We start from the raw sequence: 18228 nt of genomic DNA, 5'->3' as shown, positions 1-18228 counted from the left end.
TGCAGCCTTTTTCCCAGGAATCGCGCGTAACAAACGACCGAAGTAAAAAGGCGCGGGCTCATCGCCCGCGCCGACGATAGAGCTTCGCAGACCTACTTCAAGAGCGCCTGCGCTTCTTCGATACCGAGGGCGGCCGGCTGCGTGCAGGTTGTCGTCAGGTCGATGAAACGGCCCTCCTCGCCCGATTTCAGGATCGAGGTCATGACGTCGACGCCGTGCAGCGTGCGGTCGAGCGAGCAGCGCGCATCGCGCCCTTCGATCAGCGCCGACACCATGTCGGCAAGGCCGGCGGTGCGGTAGTTGGCGCGCGCGCCGTTCGGGTTTTCCTGGTTGATCTTGCCGAACGGATGCTCCCAAGCCTCCAGCGGCTTGATGTCCTTGTCGCGGCCGCTGGCCTCGACGACGCCGCCGAAGAAGTTCGGGTCCGGTACGTAGAGCGAGCCATCGGTGCCGTAGAGCTCCATATTGGCATGGCGGTGAGACCACACGTCCCAGCTCGCGGTCAGCGTCACCGTGGCGCCGTTGACGAATTCGAGCAGCGCCTGGATCGTCGTCGGCGTCTTGACGGGGATGATCTCGCCGTTGCGCGGCTCGCTGGTGATCGTGCGGGTCGGCGACGCCATCGAGGTCATGCCGCCGACGCGTTTCACCGGGCCGATCAGATTGATCAGATTGGCGATGTAATAGGGGCCGAGATCAAGGATCGGGCCGCCGCCCGGCAGGAAGAAGAAATCCGGGTTCGGATGCCACATCTCCATGCCGGGGCTCATGACGTAGCAGGCGCCCGAAGTCACCCGGCCGATGCCGCCGTCGTCGATGAACTTGCGGGCGAGTTGGTGGGCGCCGCCGAGGAAGGTGTCGGGCGCGCAGCCGACGGCAAGCTTCTTCTCCTTGGCGATGCGGCGAAGCTCCTCGCCCTCTTCGAGCGAAAGCACCAGCGGCTTTTCCGAATAGACGTGTTTCCCAGCCTCGAGGATCGCCTTCGACACCCGGAAATGAGCATCCGGGATCGTCAGGTTGACGACGACGTCGATCTCGTCATTGGCAAGAAGCGCGTCGATCGTCTGCGCCTTGACGCCATATTCCTTGGCGCGCGCCTCGGCGGCCTGCACGTTGATATCGGCGCAGGCGAGCACCTTCAGCCCCTTGAAGAGCGGTGCCAGTGAAAAGTAGGTGGTGGAGATGTTGCCGCATCCAATGATGCCGACGCCAAGTTCCCTGGTCATGATGTGCCTCAATAAGTCTGAAAGGATGCAATCGAGCGGCTGATGTTGCGGTCGATATCCTTGGGGTTGTCATGTTCTACGACGAAGTGTTTCGCCCTTGTGGCACGCAGCGCCGTGATCAGCTTCGCCCACTCGACCTTGCCATGCCCGACATCGGCCCAGCCGTCCTCATCCGTCGCTTCGCCCGCCGGCGCGATGTCCTTGACGTGCACGGCGGTGATGCGCGGTCCGAGCTTCTCGACCCAGGCGAAAGGATCGGCGCCGCCGCGGATGACCCAGGCGATATCGGCCTCCCAGGAAATATCGGGTGCGCCTTCGAAGATGCGCTCGATCGGCCGCGAGCCGTCCTGCAGCTTGAAGAATTCGAAGTCATGATTGTGCCAGCCGAATTCGTAACCGGCATCCTTGTAGGGTTTGCTCATTTCCTGCAGGCGCTTGCCGAAGGCGACCCAGCCGGCGGCGTCAGACGGCCGCTGGTCAGCTGCCAGATGCGGCGCATAGATCGAATCCATGCCGAGGATCTTGGCAATGTTCAGCGACTTCTGAACGTCCTTCTCCAGGAAGTCTGGGCTGAAATGGCCGGTCGCCATGACCAGGCCATTCTTGTCGAGGTCGGCGCGAAGGCTGTTCAGCCCGGCATCGTCGAGATCGGCGTAAATGCCGCCGAAGCCTTCGACTTCGGCATAACCCGCCTTGCCGAGCTTTTCGAAAATCACAGAATAGGGCTGGAAGTTGCGGGCGCTATAAAGCTGGTAGCTGAGTTTCGTCATCATGTTCTCCTTGGGCCTCGTGCCCATTCTTGCAAGATCAATCCGCCGACTGGCAGGAATGCAGGTCGTAGAGCCGGAACGCCGGAAGCGCGCCGCGATCAAGCGGCCGTGCCGGGGTAAAGGTGATGCGGCGGCTCTCGCCGGCCGCAAGGTCGAAGGCGTTGTCGGAATATTTGCCGTCCGTCTCGGTCTCGATCATCACGAAGAGCGCAAGTCCCCCAGCGGTGACCTTGATGTCGACCGAACCATTCCCCTCGATATATTCGTGGGTGACGGTGAGCCCCGCGGGCTCCAGCTCCAGCGCCTTGTAGGTGCCGTTGACATAGTGCCCCTCGCCGCCCGTGCCGTTCGACGCGGTGAAATGCCAGGCCAGCAGCGTTCCGTCGGGAATGTCGGAGACGTCGATGCTCGTGGCCGTTACCGCCGCATCCGGCGAGCACATGGCCTGCACGTCCTTGAGGTGCCGCCGTTCGCCCTTCATCGTCAGCAGCGAGATCGAAAGGTCGATGCTGACATCGGCAAGCGTATCGTTGACCAGCGAGAAGCGGATCGTCTTTCCGTCGTCGGAAGGAATGGCGGCGACCGCGACAGGCTGGAAGAAACGCTTGACGAGATAGTGCATCGCCTTCCAGCGGCCGCCATAATCGAGGCTCGACCAGGAGGCGACCGGCCAGGTGTCATTGAGCTGCCAGTAGATCGTGCCCATGCAATGGGGTTTGAGCGACCGCCAGTATTCCACTGCCGTCTTGATGGCGAGTCCCTGCTGGATCTGGGAGAGATAGACGAAGTTCGGAAAATCCTTGGGAAAGCGGAAATAGCGGAACATCGTGCCGGCGATGCGCTCATTGCCGCCGGCATTCTTCTGGTGCAGCTCCATCACGGGAGAAGCGACGTTCATGTCCTTCTCCTCGGCATAGCTCTTGATCACGGGCAGCGAGGTATAGGACTGGAAGCCGAATTCCGAGCAGAAGCGCGGACGCACCGAACGGTAATTGTCGAACGACTTGTTCTCGTGCCAGACCGACCAGTAATGCATGTCGCCGGATCCGTCGGCATGCCAGGCATCGCCGAAATCGAGATAGCCGGAGGCCGGGCTCGACGGCCACCAGAGCGCGCCGGGCAGCGCCTTCTTCACCGCTTGCTCGATGGTGCGGTTGAGGCGATCGTAGGAGACGAGATAGCGGTCGCGATCCTTGCGGGATTCCTCGAACCAGGTGAGTGCGCCCACCAGCTCGTTATCACCGCACCAGAGCACGACCGACGGATGCGAGGAGAGCCGGCGCACCTGGTAATCGACCTCGATCGTCACATTGTCGAGGAAGTCCTCGGTCGAGGGATAGAGGTTGCAGGCGAACATGAAGTCCTGCCAGACCATGAGACCCAGCCGGTCGCAGAGATCATAGAAATGATCCTGCTCGTAGAAGCCGCCGCCCCAGACGCGGATCATGTTCATGTTGGCGGCTTTGGCCGATTGCAGCAGATCCTCGGTCTTCTCAGGCGAAGACAGCGAAAACAGCGCGTCGGCCGGGATCCAGTTGGCGCCGCGGCAGAAGATCTCATGACCGTTGACCTTGAAGGCGAAGCGACTGCCTGATGCATCCGGCGTGGTGATCAGCTCGACGGTGCGAAGGCCGATCTGCTTTATCACCTCATCCGTCGACGTTTCGACCGACAGCCTGTAGAGCGCCTGCTCGCCGCTGCCGGAAGGCCACCAGAGGCGCGGATTGTCGATATGGAAGAGGTGGTTGACATGGCTCTCGCCGTTGACGCCGACATCCAGGCGCACGCGCTCGCCGTCGAGTTCGAAATAGACCTGGGCAATGCTCGGCCCCTTGGAAAACAACGTCGCCGTCACTTTGAGATCGACCGAGCCGTCATTGTTGTGGGTCTGACGGGTGACCACATGCTCGATGCGCGCGGTCTCGAGCTTTTTCAGCGCGATCGTGCCGTAAAGGCCGAGCGGCGCAATGGCGATGTTCCAGTCCCAGCCGAAATGGCATTGCGGCTTGCGCAGCATGTTGCCGTCGGGGATCGGCGAATTGCCGGTGCTGTAGGGAATGTAGAAGGGCTGCTGCTTCTGCCGCGCAGCAGCGACGGCGACGCTGGAGGCAAAGACGATGCGGATGCTGTTGTCGCCTGCTTTCAGCATGCTGGAAACATCAGGCCGGTAGCGGCGGAAACTGTTGTCGGCCTCAAGCGCCAGGAAGCCGTTGACGTGAACGCTGGCGACCGTGTCGAGATAATCGATATCGAGATACCAGTCGCCCTCGACCTCCTGAAGCGTGAAGCTGCGCTCGACCGCCCATTCGCGCTCGGCGACCCATTGCACCTTTTCCTCGTTGCGGCCGAAATAGGGATCGGGGATCAGGCTTGCGCGATGGAGCGCGGTGTGCACGTCGCCCGGCAGAATGATCGCAGTGCGGATCTCGCCATCGACGGAGGCAAGCTGCCACGAACCGGAAAGGTCGATGTTGAAACCGTTCTTCGGCAAGGATGTCATTAGTAGTATCCCGATCGGACCGCTCCTGGGGATCGCCGGACAAGCCGGACCGCGGCCGAATTTGGCTGGCCTGACGGCCGATTGGAGATAGGGCGGCGCCATTTCGGCCCCGCCCGCATTGTTCTCTAGAGACGCAGCTCGGTTTCCGCATCGAAGACCGAGGCGACCGTCATGTCGAAACTGAGCTTCACCTTGGCGCCGACATTGAAGCGGCGCGCGCCGTTGACGCGTACCGACATCGTGTGACCGGCATGTTTCAGCCACAGCAGATTGTCCGCGCCCATCGGCTCCTCGATATCGACGGTGGCGTCATGTTCTTCGCCGCCGGCATTCTCGTTGACCTTGATGTGTTCGGGACGGACGCCGAGCACCACCTTGCGGCCGGGCTGCAGCGTCTCGTTGGCGTCGTAAGCCGCGAGCGAGAAAATGACGCCGTTGGCAGAAAAGGCAATGCCGTCGCCTGACTTGACCAGCTCGCCGTGCAGGAAATTCATCGAAGGCGAGCCGATGAAGCCGGCAACGAAGAGATTGCGCGGCCTGTTGTAGATCGTCGTCGGATCGTCGAGCTGCTGGATGATGCCGCTCTTCATGATGGCGATGCGATCGGCAAGCGTCAGCGCCTCGATCTGGTCGTGGGTGACGTAGATCATCGTGTTCTTCAGCGACTGGTGCAGGCGCTTGATCTCGACACGCAGCTCCGAGCGGAGCTTGGCGTCAAGGTTGGACAGCGGCTCGTCAAACAGGAAGACGTCGACATCGCGCACCAGCGCCCGGCCGATCGCCACGCGCTGGCGCTGGCCGCCGGAAAGCTCGGCCGGCTTGCGTTTCAAAAGCGGCTGGATCTGCAGGATTTCGGAGGCTCGCGCCACGCGCTTGTCGATCTCGGCTTGTGGCACCTTGGCGACGCGAAGACCGAAGGAAAGGTTCTTCTCGACGGTCATCTGCGGATAGAGCGCATAGGACTGGAACACCATGCCGATGCCGCGATCCTTCGGCTCTTCCCAGGTAACGTTCTTGCCCTTGATGAAGATCTGCCCTTCCGAGGCGTCGAGCAGGCCGGCGATGCAATTCAGCAAGGTCGACTTGCCGCAACCGGACGAGCCGAGCAGCACGAGGAATTCGCCGTCGTTGATATCGAGGTTGAGATCCTTCAGCACGCTCACCGCACCGAAGTTCAGGGACAGATCCTTGATGGAGACGCTTGCATTCATATTCATGAGATCAACCCTTCACTGCGCCGGCGGCGATGCCGCGGACGAAAAGCCGTCCCGACACGAAGTAGACGATGAGCGGCACGAGACCCGTGAGGATCGTTGCCGCCATGTTGACGTTGTATTCCTTCACGCCCTGGACGGAATTGACGATGTTGTTCAGCTGCACGGTCATCGGATAGGTATCCGGACGGGTGAAGACCACGCCGAACAGGAAGTCGTTCCAGATGCCGGTCACCTGCAGGATCATCGCGACGACGAAGATCGGCAGCGACATCGGCAGCATGATCTTCAGGAAGATTTGCCAGAAACCGGCCCCGTCGACGCGCGCCGCCTTGAACAGTTCCTCCGGCAGCGACACGAAGTAGTTTCGGAAGAGCAGCGTCAAAATCGGCATGCCGAAAATCGAATGCACGATGACGAGGCCGCTCAGCGTGCCGTAAATGCCGATTTCGCGTAGGATAATGACGATCGGATAGATCATCACCTGATAGGGAATAAATGCCCCGATGATGAGGATCGAAAAGAAGAGCTCGGATCCCCGGAAGCGCCAGTTGGCCAGCGCATAGCCATTCACCGAGGCAATCGCGATCGAGATGATGACCGACGGCACCGTGATGCGCACCGAATTCCAGAAGCCGCGCGACAGGCCATCGCAATTGAGCCCGGTGCAGGCCTGCGCCCAGGCCTTCACCCAGGGCTCGAAGGTGATCTCCATCGGCGGCGAGAAGATATTGCCGAGACGGATTTCCGGCATGCCCTTCAGCGACGTCACGACCATCACGTAGAGCGGCAGCAGATAATAAAGTGCTGCGACGATCAGCGTACCGTAGAGCATGATGTTGCGCGCCGACAGCGCCGGGCGCGGCCTCGGGCCGCTGGGGCCGTCGCCAAGCTTCGGGGCAACGGCGTCGATGCCGGCAGCAACGGTGTTGAGAGCTTCTATATTAGCCACGCTTGCGCCCTCCACCAAATTCCAGATAGGCCCACGGAACGATGATGATCGCGACAGTGACGAGCATCATGGTCGAGGCGGCAAAGCCCTGCCCCAGGTTCTGCGCCTGGAACATGTAGTCGTAGACATATTTCGCCGGCACTTCCGAAGAAATACCCGGTCCGCCGGACGTCTGAGCGACCACAAGGTCGTAGACCTTGACGATGCCGGAGGCGATGATGACGATCGTCGTGATGAACACCGGCCGCATCATCGGGATAACGATGAAGAGATAGGTCTTCCACATCGGAATACCGTCCACGCGCGCCGCTTTCCAGATGTCCTCGTCGATCCCACGCAGGCCGGCAAGCATCAGGCACATGACGAGACCCGTTCCCTGCCACAGCGCCGCGATCAGAATGCCGTAGATGACGATTTCAGGCGTATAGAGCGGATTGAAGGTGAAACTCGTCCAGCCGATCGAGCGCACCACCGCCTGAATGCCGAAATCGGGATTCAGAACCCATTGCCAGACGAGGCCCGTCACGATGAAGGACAGCGCAAAGGGATAGAGGAAGATGGTGCGGAAGGTGTTTTCGAAACGGATCTTCTGGTCCATCAGCGCGGCGAGCATGAAACCGATGACCAGGCTGAAGATCAGCGAGAGGATGCCATAGACAGCCAGATTCTGGATCGCCGTCACCCAGCGGGGTGCCGCCCAGAGGCGCTCGTACTGGTCGATGCCGACAAAGCTCAACCGAGGAAGGAGCTTGGAATTGGTGAAGGAATAAAACACCGTCCAGAACGTGCCGCCGACAAAGATCACCAGCGCTGTCAGGATCATCGGGATGGACGCAATCTTTGCATTCAGATTGCGCAGTAACTTGTTTGGCCGGCCTGCTTTCGCTTGACCCGTCATGAACACTTCTCCTCAAATCGCGACTGCGACCCGTGACAGAACGGCAAAGCGCCACCTGTCGTCCCCACCTCCGAAACCTGCTGAAGATACCGGAGAAACCTCGCTGCGGACCGGACCATCACCGATCGCCCGGAACGATCCGGCTCACCAAGAGCCGGATCGCAAGGCAGCGAATCTGCTGATCAGTCAGCAGAAGCGATGATCCCGGCGAAACGCTTCTGAGCGTCTTCCGGCGTCATCGATGGGTTGGCGAAGAATTCGGAGAAGAGATCTTCCTTCTGCTTCTGGCTGTCTGCCGAAAGCAGCTGGTCGGTGCCTTGGATCACGTTGCCCTTGGCCAGAATGTCGAGACCCTTCTTCATGCAGTCGTTGGCGGCGGCGAGATCGACGTCGCCACGAACCGGCAGCGAGCCCTTCTTCAGGTTGAAGGCAACCTGGGTCTTGGGATCGAGCAGGGTCTTGGCAAGCACAGCCTGAGCCTTGGACTTTTCCTCATCCTTCAGCAGCGGGAAGTAGAAGGCGTCGCCACCGGTCGAGATGATCTCGTTCACGCCGAGGCCCGGCAGGCAGGTATAGTCGGTACCGGCCTTCTGACCGGCAAGCGCGAATTCACCCTGCGCCCAGTCACCCATGATCTGGCCCCCGGCCTTGCCGGTGATGACGAGGTTGGTCGCCTGGTTCCAGTCCTGGACGTTGCTGCCTTTGGCCATGCGCCGTGCATCGTCGGCTGCCTTGAACACCTTGGCGATTTCAGGACCGGCGGCAACTTCCGCATCCTTGTCCTTGAAGACCTTGTTGAAGGTATCCTTACCCGCGACCGCAACCATCAGCACGTCGAAAGCGCCGGTTGCCTGCCACGGCTGACCGCCGACGGCGAGCGGAATGATGCCGGCCTTTTCGAGCGCCGGAGCGGCGGCAACGAACTCGTCCCAGTTCTTCGGAACTTCGACGCCGGCCTTCTTGAAGGCGGCATTCGAAAGCCACAGCCACTGCCAGGAGTGGATGTTGACCGGAGCGCAGTAGATCTTGCCGTCGATGGTGCAGGAATCGAGCAGGCTCGACGGACGAACGATGTCCTTCCAGTGCTCGGCGGTCGCCACGTCGGTCAGATCGCGCATCAGACCGGCCTGAACGAGTTCCTCGGCCTGGCGGCCATGGTTGAACTGGGTGGCGCCCATCGGGTCGCCGCCGGTGATGCGGCTGATCATGATCGGACGGGCCGTGCCGCCGGAACCGGCGATAGCGCCGTCGACCCAGTGGTTGCCGGTGGCGTCGAATGCCTTGGCCAGTTCGGCGACGGCAGCGGATTCACCACCCGAAGTCCACCAATGCGTGACTTCGAGATCGGTGGCGTTGGCGGCGCCGTACGGAAGCGCGACCGAAGCGGCAAGCAGGCTTGCCATAATACGGATTTTCATGAGTTCTCCTCCCTCACTGAAACGTTGCCGGAAAAACTTAGATCAATCGATTTCCTCACGCAACTGCCCGCCTGCAAATTTTTCCGCGAACATCCAAATTGCTACTTCTGCCTGTTTCCCACCGAACCGATGCATTCCATGGATCGATCTGTAGCAAAGCTTTCTCGCATATGCGTCGTTGATTTATACCATTGATAAAAAACACTAAATTTTACCACACATTCTCACCTCTCGCATTACATCCTTCGCAACTGCAGAAAAACAAGCCACAAACCGTCGATTCAACCTGTGGCTATAATGCTGCTGCGCACACAAGAAAAAGCACTCGACATTTCTACTGTATCGTTACAGATTGCATTCCTTGGGGAGGTGCGATTTTGGCAGGCGGCGGGCTTACGGCGCTGGAAAAAGCCTTTATAAGCGACACCAATTCGCGCGAGGCAGGCCTAAGGGATGGAAAACAAGGGAAATTTCGGCCAAACAGCATCGACGCCCGCAGCGCGTGAGCGCCCGACGCTGAAGACGATCGCCTTCATGACCGGCCTTGGCGTGACCACCGTGTCGCGCGCGCTGAAAGATGCGCCTGACATTGGGGCGGAAACCAAGGAGCGGGTGCGCATGGTCGCCCGCCAGCTGGGTTACCAGCCGAACAGGGCGGGTGTGCGCCTACGCACCGGCAAGACCAATGTCATCGCCCTCGTCCTCAGCATCGACGAGGAGATCATGGGCTTCTCGAGCCAGATGGTCTTCGGCATCTCCGAGGTATTGTCCGGCACGCCCTATCATATCGTCATCACGCCGCATTCCCACAGCAAGGACCCGATGCTGCCGGTGCGTTATATCCTCGATACCGGCTCGGCCGACGGGGTCATCATCTCGCGCATCGAACCGGATGATCCGCGCGTCAGGCTGCTAAGCGAACGCGGCATGCCCTTTGCCACGCATGGGCGCACCGATGCGGGTCTCGCGCACCCTTTCCACGATTTCGACAACGAGGCCTTCGCCCATCAGGCGGTGGAAAAGCTCGTCAAGCGCGGCCGGCGCCGCATCGCCCTGCTGCAGCCGCCGAGCAAGCTCACCTACTACGCCCATATCCGTATCGGCTTCCAGACCGGCCTGCACGATTACGGCGCCGAGGAAGTGCCGCTGCGCATCAACACCGACGCCCCGCTCGCCGACATCCGCGACGTCGTCGAAGTGATGATGCGCTCGGCCAATGCGCCGGACGGCATCGTCTGTTCGGCCGGCAGTGCAGCCATCGCCGTCAATGCCGGCATCGAAGCCGCCGGCAAGGCGCTCGGCCGCGACCTCGATATGGTCTCCAAGCAATCGGTGCCGATCCTCAACTGGATCCGCCCCGAGATCATCACTGCCCAGGAAGACGTGCGCCAAGCCGGCCGCGAAATGGCCAAAGCCGTCATCGCCCGCATCGACGGCGTCGAACCGGAGCTGCTGCAGAGCATCAGTCAGCCGACCTGGCCGGAGAGCGGGAGGTAGGTGGGGCAGCGGATGGAGCGCGGCATCCTCCGACACTCGGCATCCTTGTACGCGCAAGCCAAAGGCCGGCGCTTCGAAAGACACCCCGCGACGCGGCGTCACGCGACGGCCGTCACCAACGCATCGAGCACCGCTGCAATCTTCGGATTGCGCCCCTCGCCGTGCCGCGTGATCGCATAGATGTTGCGGTAGACGGCTGGCGTCAGCGGCTTGACGGTTAGGCCTTCGGTGAAATCCCGAAGCGCCAGTCCAGGCATCACCGAAATCGAACAGCCGGCCTCGACAAGCGCGAAGACCACTTCGAAGCTGTCGCTGAAGCCGTTGATAACAGGCTCGAAACCGATATCGCGGCAGGCCTGGCGGATGGCCATGGAATAGGCGCTGGAAGCGACGTCGAGCGCCCAATGGTCATCCCTCAACTGTCCGAGTTCGATGACGGGCTCGCTCTCCAGCCTGTGGCCGGCGGGCAGCAGCACGAAGAGCTGATCGCGGCACAGGAACAGCGTATCGAACGGGCCTTGCAAGGCATGGGGATCGAAGGATATGTCGTCGGCAACGACGATATCGGCCTGCCAGGATCTGAGTGCTGCAACCCCATCGGCAGGTCCCATCGTCGTCATGACCATGCCAAGATGCGGGTGATCGTTTGCCAGTTGGCGCATCGCAGCCGGGATGAAGGAGGACGCCGCCGAGGGTTGAGCGGCGATCCTGAGATCGCCCGCGACGATATTCTGCAGCTCGGCAATATCGGTCTTGGCCTCCTCGACAACGGCGAATATCCGGTCGGCATGCACAACCAGCCGCCGGCCGGCCGGTGTCAGCGTCACCCCTCGCCCACGCCGCTCGACCAGCGCAATGCCGACTTCATCCTCCAACTGGGCGATCTGCTGGGAAACGGCCGAGGACGAAATGCCGAGCGCATCGGCAACCGCGGCCATCGTCTCACGGCGTGAGAGCTCGCGAAGCGTGCGCAATCGGAAAAAATCCAAATCCGGCTCCCTTCAATCGTATCAACCAGCCATATTTTCTAACCTATATGCTTATTTTAATTAAGTAGACCTGACGAAAAACGCATCCTACCCTCGGATTCGGAAGCGGGCATCGGCTCGAAAAAGCCAAGATTGCCAGCCATCCCATGAGACGAACCACGGGGAATATCGACCGGATGCAGCAGAGTGGCGTGCCCTATTTCAGCCAATGGGAAACACCCGGCATGACGCTGCCGGTGCTTGCCGAGGGACCACAGGCCCTGCTCGGCGACCCGCTCTGGCATCAATCGGGGGCCGCGACGATCGAGGAATATGCGCGCTGGGCAGTCAATGTCTGCGGCATGGCCTGCCTGAAGATGATTCTTGCCGCGCGCGGCGAGATCCACCCGACCCTCGAGCTTGCTCGCGCCTGCACTCGCCACGGCGGTTATGTCGTCGACGAGATCGATGCCTCGATCAAGGGGCTGATCTACGCGCCCTTCGTTCGATTCGTCGCCGAACACTTCGGGCTTGGCGCGGAGACGGTGACCGGCGTCGAGACATCGGCCCTTCCGGAGCTTCTGTCGAAGCGGCGCTTTTTCATCGCATCGGTGAACTCGGGCATCCGCTGGCCGGAACGCGAGCCACCGTCGAAGGGCGGGCATCTGGTGCTGGTGACGGCAGCCAGCGAGGAGACGATCCGATTCCACAACCCGTCCGGCCACGACGCGGCAAGCCAGGCCGATGTCACCTTGCCGCTCCCCATCTTCGACCACTTCTTCGCCAATCGTGGCATCTCGGTCAGTGCCTGACCCTTTTCAACACCAGATCGTTTCGGAGGTTTGATGACCCCTTCCCCAAACAGGCTGCGCATTGCCGTGCTCTTCGGCGGCCGCTCGGCCGAGCATGAGGTTTCCGTGCTGTCGGCAACCAATGTCATGGGGGCGCTCAAGCCCGAGAAATACGACGCCGTGCCGATCTTCATCACCCGCGATGGACAATGGCTGCTGAGCAGTTTTGAGGGCGACACGCTGGCGACACCTTCGTCAGGAACGGAAATCTGCCTCGTGCCGGGCGGACGGGGCCGGATGCTGGCAATGCCGGCCCATGGCGCGCCGCATGAGTTGGCAAGGATCGATATCCTGTTTCCGGTGCTGCACGGCCCGCATGGCGAAGACGGCTCAGTCCAGGGCGTAGCGGAGGTGGCCCGCGTTCCGCTTGTCGGCTGCGGCATCCTCGGCTCCGCCGCGGCGCTCGACAAGGACATCGCCAAACGTCTGCTGAGGGCCGCGGGCCTGCCGGTGGCGCGCGCGGTGACGATCCATGAGGGCGCTGCACCGTCGCTGGCAGCCCTCGAAGGCGAGCTCGGCCTGCCGCTCTTCATCAAGCCGGCGCGGCAAGGATCGTCGGTCGGCGTCGCCAAGGTCCATGCCAGCCAGGAATTCGCGCCCGCCCTTGCCGAAGGCTTCCGTCATGATCGTACGCTGCTTGCCGAAGAATTCGTGCGCGGCCGCGAGATCGAATTCAGCGTGCTCGAGGATACGGCAGGAGAACTCTTCGTCTCACGGCCGGGAGAGATCGTGCCGGCGGAAAGCCACGGCTTTTACAGTTATGATGCCAAATATATCGACGAGAAGGGCGCGGCGCTGAAAGTCCCGGCCGAGCTGCCGCAAGAGGTCGAGGCGGCCATGCGCGACGTGGCTGCCCGCGCCTTCCGGGCCGTCGGCTGCGACGGCATGGCCCGCGTCGACTTCTTCCTGATTGATGACATGCGGTTCCTCGTCAATGAAATCAACACCATCCCCGGCTTCACCGATATCAGCATGTATTCCAAGGCGATGGCGGCAAGCGGCGTCGGCTACGCCGAGATCATCGACCGGCTGGTGGATCATGGACTGGCGCGCGCCGGCCGGGCCGCCTGATACAGCAATCTGATACTGGAGCTTGAGCTTGAACAGGTCGGTCCTGATTTCGGGCTGTTCCGGCGGCGGAAAATCGACGCTGCTTGCGGAACTTGCCGCTCGCGGCCATGCCGTCGTCGAAGAGCCCGGCCGGCGGATCGTGAAGCAGGAGCTAGAAGGCGGCGGTGCGGCCCTGCCATGGGTCGACATGGTGGCCTTCGCCCACCGCGCCATCGCAATGGCGATCGCCGACCACACGGCGGCGCGGGAGCAGACCGGCTGGACGTTTTTCGACCGTGGGCTGATCGATGCGGCGGCAGCGCTTGAGCATCTGACCGGAGACCCGGTCCTGGAAAAATTGAGTGCCGTACACCGCTATCACGAGACGGTTTTTCTGACGCCGCCATGGCCGGAAATTTACACGACCGACCCCGAGCGGCGCCACGGCTTCCATGAGGCCGTCGCCGAATGTGACCGGCTTGCCGCGATCTATCCAGCACTCGGCTATGCGGTCGTCATACTGCCGAAAATCGCGGTCGCCCACCGAGCGGATTTCATCCTTGACTGCCTCTCGCAGCAATAGAAGAGGTCGTCGGGTGTCTCTCGGCCGCCATCTCGGAGAGCCCTCAGCGCCTGCGAAAGACGCACCACTGGAACGACTGCCGGCCACCAGCGGGTGTTGCGTGCTCCTCGCGCCACTCGCGCTGAAGCGCAAACACGGACGAGAATTCGGTCGCAAGCGCTTCCGCGTCGTAACGCTGGACCGGCAGGCCGCTGCATCGTTCGGGCCCATCCGGCGCAAAGGTCGCGATGATCACGATACTGTCCGGCGCCGTGCCGGTTTCGAGCGCGCGTCGATAGGCCAGCCGCTGCTCGGGCTCGCTCAGGAAGTGAAAGACGGCGCGGTCATGCCACACATCGTAATGGCGGTCGGGTTGCCATGCCGTGACGTCGGCAACCACCCAGGCGATCCGGGCGGCTTTATCCTGCAGCCGCACCTTGGCGACCTCGAGCGCCGGGGCGGCGATGTCGAGAATGGTGAGATCAGACCAGCCGCGCTCAATAAGACGGTCGACAAGATTTGATGCGCCGCCGCCCACATCGATCAGCGAGGCCGTGACCGGCAGTTGCAGCTCGTCAAGCGCCTGCAAGGAAGGCCCGGGCGTCGACTGATACCAGCTGACACTGTCGGCAGATTTCGTGCGGTAGACCTCGTCCCAGTGTTCCCGTTTCGCGCTTGTCATCCGATATCCCCATCTCTTGCGGAGCCCGACATCCTAACTGATCGACATGTAGGGACTGAGACGTCGGCAACCAGTCGCAGTGCGCCTCAATGTTCTCCGTTCAGGGCGCCAAGTGACGATAGACCAGATCCTTAGGGTCATCTCGGGGTGCTGTGAGATCGAGGCGCGCGCCCAGCCGCTCCGCAACGGCAGCGGAAGCAGCATTGCCGGGAGCGATATAACTGACGAGCGACAGTAGCTTGAGTGCCGCAAAGGCCCAGTCGCGCAGCGCCGAGGCTGCTTCGGTGGCATAGCCCTTGCCCTCATATTCCTCATAGACGAACCAGCCGAGTTCCTTCTCGGGAAAGAGCGGTCCGTGATTGATCCCCACCTGACCGATGCATTCGCCGGTTTCGCCAAGCTCGATCATCAGCGCTCCATGCCCGAAAAGCTGCCACAGGGCGACGTCGTGACAGAACATCCCCCAGGCCGCCCGCAGACCGAACGGCCCGCCCATTCCAACCGATCGCGGCGACGCCATCAGCTGCGCATAGGCGGCGAAATCGTCGATCTCGGGCATGCGGAGCCTAAGACGCTCGGTTCGAATGGTCAGCGCGCCCGTTTCGGACATGTCGTCGCCTTCTCTGTCAGATTGGCTTTGGAGTTTTGGCCGTTGAACGGACTATTCTAGCCTTCAAATGCCGGGGCGAATTGCAACGTACCGCCTGGCGGGGATCCGCGAAAAACAATTCGCTGCACGAGCCGCGTATCGAGGTCGAGATATTTCAGTTGCCCATCGCTGCTGAAACCGACACGGCCATAGATGTCGGGATTGCCGATCAACGCGCATCCGCTGGCACCCATCGCGTTCAGCAGTTCGAGCCCCTTGGTAATCAGCGCCTTGCCGATACCCTGCCGCTGTCTCTCCGGCTTGACCGATATCGGTCCCAACCCGAACCAGCCATCATGCGCGCCGTCGATCGTCACCGGCGAAAATGCGACATGCCCCAGGATATCACCGTCCTCTTCAGCGACCAGCGATATCGTTAGATCGCCGCTTTCGCGAAGTCTTCGGACAATCTCCGCTTCCGTCCCATCGCTGTAAGGCATCGGCTTGAATGCGGTCCAGGTCAGATCATGGATCGCGTCGATATCCTCCGGCGTTTCGTCTCGGATAAGCATCTCTATCAATCCTCAATCGCGATAGCTCAAAGGTTCTATGCAAGGAAAGTCGAAGACCAGCAAGCCGGGCTCCTCCAGCGGCAGCTGCGCTACGACCTGCCCTTCCGGGTTCAGCACCGCCGTCGGCCCCCAGGCGATGCGCCCGTCGCGCTCGCCCGTCACGTCGGACGAGATCAGCCACAGGCCGGTTTCACGGCATCTTTCACCGCGAACCGCGTTGTGCCGCTCCTTGAATATTTCCGCCGTGTCCCTTGGCATCATGTTGTTGGAGAGGCATAGGATCAGGGATGCGCCGGACGCGGCGATCGTTCCGGCTGCTTCCGGAAAATTGGTGTCGCAGCAGATGTTTATCCCGAAGCGCAGGTCTCCGATCACAAAGAGTGGACTGTCCTTTCCAGCCTCGAAAGCCCGTTCGCCCTGCAGCAAATGGGTTTTCCGGTAGCGGCCGAGGAGAACGCCGCGCTCGACGACGACGGCAGTGTTGAACAATCGCTCGTCATCGATCTCGATCAGCCCTGTGACTAGCACCGGTCCCGACTTCGGCAGCCGATCCAGGACCGCTGCAAACTCGGGCGACGCGAGATCGAGGGCAACCCGCCGCGCCGATGCCTCATCGGTCAGGTAGCCCTGCAAAAAACCTTCGGGAAAGACCAGCAGGGCAACACCCTCAGCCTCGGCACGAGCGGCGACCCCGCAGGCATAATCCAGTGCCGCCTCGAGATTCTCCCGAAATTCCGGCGTCTGCGCGGCAGCTATCCGAATGCTCTTCACCTTGATCTCCGCGTTTGGACGTCTTGCGGCCTACCCGGTCAGGCTTGTGCGGGTGCGCCAAGACAGCGGATTGCCGGTGATAGCACGGGGCGGCAACCACAAAAAAGCCCGGCGCGACGGCCGGGCTTTTCCTCGAACTCTTCTCGGCAGACCTTAGAAGGTCGACGCACCGCTGCCCCAGGGGCCGTGGTGGAAATCCTTGCCGTCGAGGCGGTCGAAGCCGTGGGCGCCGAAGAAGTCGCGCTGGGCCTGGATGAGGTTCGCCGTTCCCCTGCCCTGGCGGTAAGCATCGAAATAGGTGAGCGCCGAGGTTAGCGCCGGCACCGGCAGGCCGGCGGAAATCGCAGCCGCAACGACGCGGCGAAGCGCCGGGATCGATTCCTTGACCATGTCCGAGAAGGCGGGCGTTACGATGAGGTTGGCGGCATCAGGCGCCTTGGTGAAGGCCGAGGTGATCTCGTCGAGGAACTGCGAGCGGATGATGCAGCCGGCGCGCCAAATACGGGCGATCGTCGGCATCGGCAGCGACCAGTTGAACTCGCGCGAGGCTTCCGCCATCACCGCGAAGCCCTGCGCATAGGCGCCGATCTTGGCGGCAAACAGCGCCAGTTCCAGATCCTTGTTGAGCTCGGGGCCGTAGGCGATCGGGAAGGATACGGCCTGCGTGCCGAAGATCTTTTCGGCGGCTTCGCGCTGCGATTTCATCGAGGAGAGACTGCGGGCGGCGACCGCGGCTTCGATCGCCGTTGCCGGAATGCCCATGTTCTGCGCCTCGATCGCCGACCACTTGCCGGTGCCCTTCTGGCCGGCCTTGTCGAGGATCATGTCGACCATCGGCCCGCCGGAGACGGGGTCGTTGGCGGCAAGCACCTTTTCGGAGATCTCGATCAGGTAGGAGTTCAGCCGGCCCTTGTTCCATTCGCCGAAGATGCCGGAAATATCGGAGGCGCTCTTGCCGAGGCCGTCGCGCAGGATGCCGTAGATTTCGGCGATCATCTGCATGTCGGCATATTCGATGCCGTTATGGATGGTCTTGACGAAATGGCCCGCACCGTCATTGCCGAGCCAGGCGACGCAGGGCTCGTCATTGTAGCGGGCGGCGATCGAGGTCAGCACCTTCTCGACACGCTTCCAGGATTCCTCGGTGCCGCCGACCATGATCGACGGGCCGTGACGCGCACCTTCTTCACCGCCTGATACACCCATGCCGATGAAGGTGAGATCGGTATCCTTGAGGCGGTCGAAGCGGGCGACGGTGTCGCGGAAATTGGCGTTGCCGGCATCGATCATGATGTCGCCCTTGGAAAGATGCGGGCGCAGCGCTTCCATCTGCTGGTCGACGGCATCACCCGCCTTGATCATGATGATGATCGGGCGCGGCGGCCGGATCGCCTCGACGAATTCTTCGATGGTCTTGCAGGGAATGATCTGCTTCTTCAGATCGCCGGCGCTCTCGTAGAATTCGTCGGTTTTCTCCGGCGTGCGGTTGAAGACCGCGATTTTATTGCCTTTCTCCGCGATGTTGAGCGCCAGGTTGGAGCCCATGACCGCAAGGCCGATCAGTCCGATTTCTGCCTTTTCCACGACAAACCTCCGATGTGTCATTTGGACCGGTGTTGTGGCACTGTCTCAACCAAACGGCAAGTCTCGCAAGGGTCTAATCGGTTCGCAAAAGCCAATGAAATGAAGCTTGCACTGCTGACTTGTC

17 protein-coding genes are annotated in these 18228 nt (G+C 61.5%); 4 read left to right on the top strand and 13 right to left on the bottom strand.

Annotation, left to right across the window (positions count from 1 at the left end; genetic code table 11):
- Positions 1-92: 92 nt before the first annotated feature.
- From FHT79_RS10280 to FHT79_RS10250, 7 genes are all read right to left on the bottom strand, one after another.
- Positions 93-1226 (bottom strand): Gfo/Idh/MocA family oxidoreductase, encoded by a 1134-nt coding sequence (locus tag FHT79_RS10280; protein ID WP_063475050.1) that lies wholly within the window; start codon positions 1224-1226, stop codon positions 93-95.
- Between the two features lie 8 nt (positions 1227-1234).
- A complete protein-coding gene (locus tag FHT79_RS10275; RefSeq protein WP_063475051.1) occupies positions 1235-1996 on the bottom strand; it encodes a sugar phosphate isomerase/epimerase in 762 nt (253 codons plus the stop codon).
- Positions 1997-2033: 37 nt separating this feature from the next.
- Positions 2034-4496: a glycoside hydrolase family 2 protein gene (locus FHT79_RS10270; protein ID WP_097594294.1), complete on the bottom strand. Its 2463-nt coding sequence runs from the start codon at positions 4494-4496 to the stop codon at positions 2034-2036.
- Positions 4497-4621: 125 nt separating this feature from the next.
- Complete coding sequence (locus FHT79_RS10265) at positions 4622-5713, bottom strand: ABC transporter ATP-binding protein (protein ID WP_174824474.1); 1092 nt, start codon at positions 5711-5713, stop codon at positions 4622-4624.
- A gap of 4 nt (positions 5714-5717) precedes the next feature.
- Positions 5718-6662 (bottom strand): carbohydrate ABC transporter permease, encoded by a 945-nt coding sequence (locus tag FHT79_RS10260; protein ID WP_047611637.1) that lies wholly within the window; start codon positions 6660-6662, stop codon positions 5718-5720.
- The gene (locus FHT79_RS10255) at positions 6655-7560 is read right to left on the bottom strand and encodes a sugar ABC transporter permease (RefSeq protein ID WP_047610242.1); all 906 of its coding nucleotides are present in this window, start codon (positions 7558-7560) and stop codon (positions 6655-6657) included. The genes FHT79_RS10260 and FHT79_RS10255 overlap by 8 nt, the downstream gene beginning before the upstream one ends.
- A 182-nt stretch (positions 7561-7742) precedes the next feature.
- A complete protein-coding gene (locus FHT79_RS10250; RefSeq protein WP_047610243.1) occupies positions 7743-8978 on the bottom strand; it encodes an ABC transporter substrate-binding protein in 1236 nt (411 codons plus the stop codon).
- A gap of 453 nt (positions 8979-9431) precedes the next feature.
- Between FHT79_RS10250 and FHT79_RS10245 the strand changes: the two genes are divergently transcribed.
- A complete protein-coding gene (locus FHT79_RS10245; RefSeq protein ID WP_097594293.1) occupies positions 9432-10475 on the top strand; it encodes a LacI family transcriptional regulator in 1044 nt (347 codons plus the stop codon).
- Positions 10476-10573: 98 nt separating this feature from the next.
- On the opposite strand, the gene FHT79_RS10240 is transcribed toward FHT79_RS10245, so the two are convergent.
- A complete protein-coding gene (locus tag FHT79_RS10240) occupies positions 10574-11464 on the bottom strand; it encodes a LysR family transcriptional regulator (protein ID WP_183903340.1) in 891 nt (296 codons plus the stop codon).
- Positions 11465-11640: 176 nt separating this feature from the next.
- Here FHT79_RS10240 and FHT79_RS10235 point away from each other — a divergent pair, with 176 nt between their 5' ends.
- From FHT79_RS10235 to FHT79_RS10225, 3 genes are read left to right on the top strand one after another with little or no spacing between them, the layout of a single operon-like run.
- A complete protein-coding gene (locus tag FHT79_RS10235) occupies positions 11641-12255 on the top strand; it encodes a C39 family peptidase (protein WP_183903542.1) in 615 nt (204 codons plus the stop codon).
- A gap of 33 nt (positions 12256-12288) precedes the next feature.
- The gene (locus FHT79_RS10230) at positions 12289-13365 is read left to right on the top strand and encodes a D-alanine--D-alanine ligase family protein (RefSeq protein WP_047610249.1); all 1077 of its coding nucleotides are present in this window, start codon (positions 12289-12291) and stop codon (positions 13363-13365) included.
- Between the two features lie 28 nt (positions 13366-13393).
- Positions 13394-13927 (top strand): AAA family ATPase, encoded by a 534-nt coding sequence (locus FHT79_RS10225; RefSeq protein ID WP_168333186.1) that lies wholly within the window; start codon positions 13394-13396, stop codon positions 13925-13927.
- Positions 13928-13970: 43 nt separating this feature from the next.
- On the opposite strand, the gene FHT79_RS10220 is transcribed toward FHT79_RS10225, so the two are convergent.
- The 5 genes from FHT79_RS10220 to gndA form a co-directional block, all read right to left on the bottom strand.
- Positions 13971-14588, bottom strand: coding sequence for a class I SAM-dependent methyltransferase (locus FHT79_RS10220; protein WP_168333185.1), 618 nt, complete (start codon positions 14586-14588; stop codon positions 13971-13973).
- Between the two features lie 100 nt (positions 14589-14688).
- Positions 14689-15198 carry a GNAT family N-acetyltransferase gene (locus tag FHT79_RS10215; RefSeq protein ID WP_047610252.1) on the bottom strand — a complete coding sequence of 170 codons (510 nt, stop codon included), beginning with the start codon at positions 15196-15198 and terminating at the stop codon, positions 14689-14691.
- A 56-nt stretch (positions 15199-15254) separates the two neighbouring features.
- A complete protein-coding gene (locus FHT79_RS10210; protein ID WP_168333184.1) occupies positions 15255-15749 on the bottom strand; it encodes an N-acetyltransferase in 495 nt (164 codons plus the stop codon).
- A 12-nt stretch (positions 15750-15761) separates the two neighbouring features.
- The gene (locus FHT79_RS10205) at positions 15762-16520 is read right to left on the bottom strand and encodes a carbon-nitrogen hydrolase family protein (protein ID WP_168333183.1); all 759 of its coding nucleotides are present in this window, start codon (positions 16518-16520) and stop codon (positions 15762-15764) included.
- A 153-nt stretch (positions 16521-16673) separates the two neighbouring features.
- The gene (gndA, locus tag FHT79_RS10200) at positions 16674-18125 is read right to left on the bottom strand and encodes an NADP-dependent phosphogluconate dehydrogenase (RefSeq protein ID WP_183903339.1); all 1452 of its coding nucleotides are present in this window, start codon (positions 18123-18125) and stop codon (positions 16674-16676) included.
- Positions 18126-18228: the final 103 nt, after the last annotated feature.

The organism is Rhizobium sp. BK212 (assembly GCF_014197475.1).
GTDB lineage: Bacteria > Pseudomonadota > Alphaproteobacteria > Rhizobiales > Rhizobiaceae > Rhizobium > Rhizobium anhuiense.
Note: the sequence above shows the minus strand (reverse complement) of the source record. Positions and strands in the feature narration are given on the sequence as shown.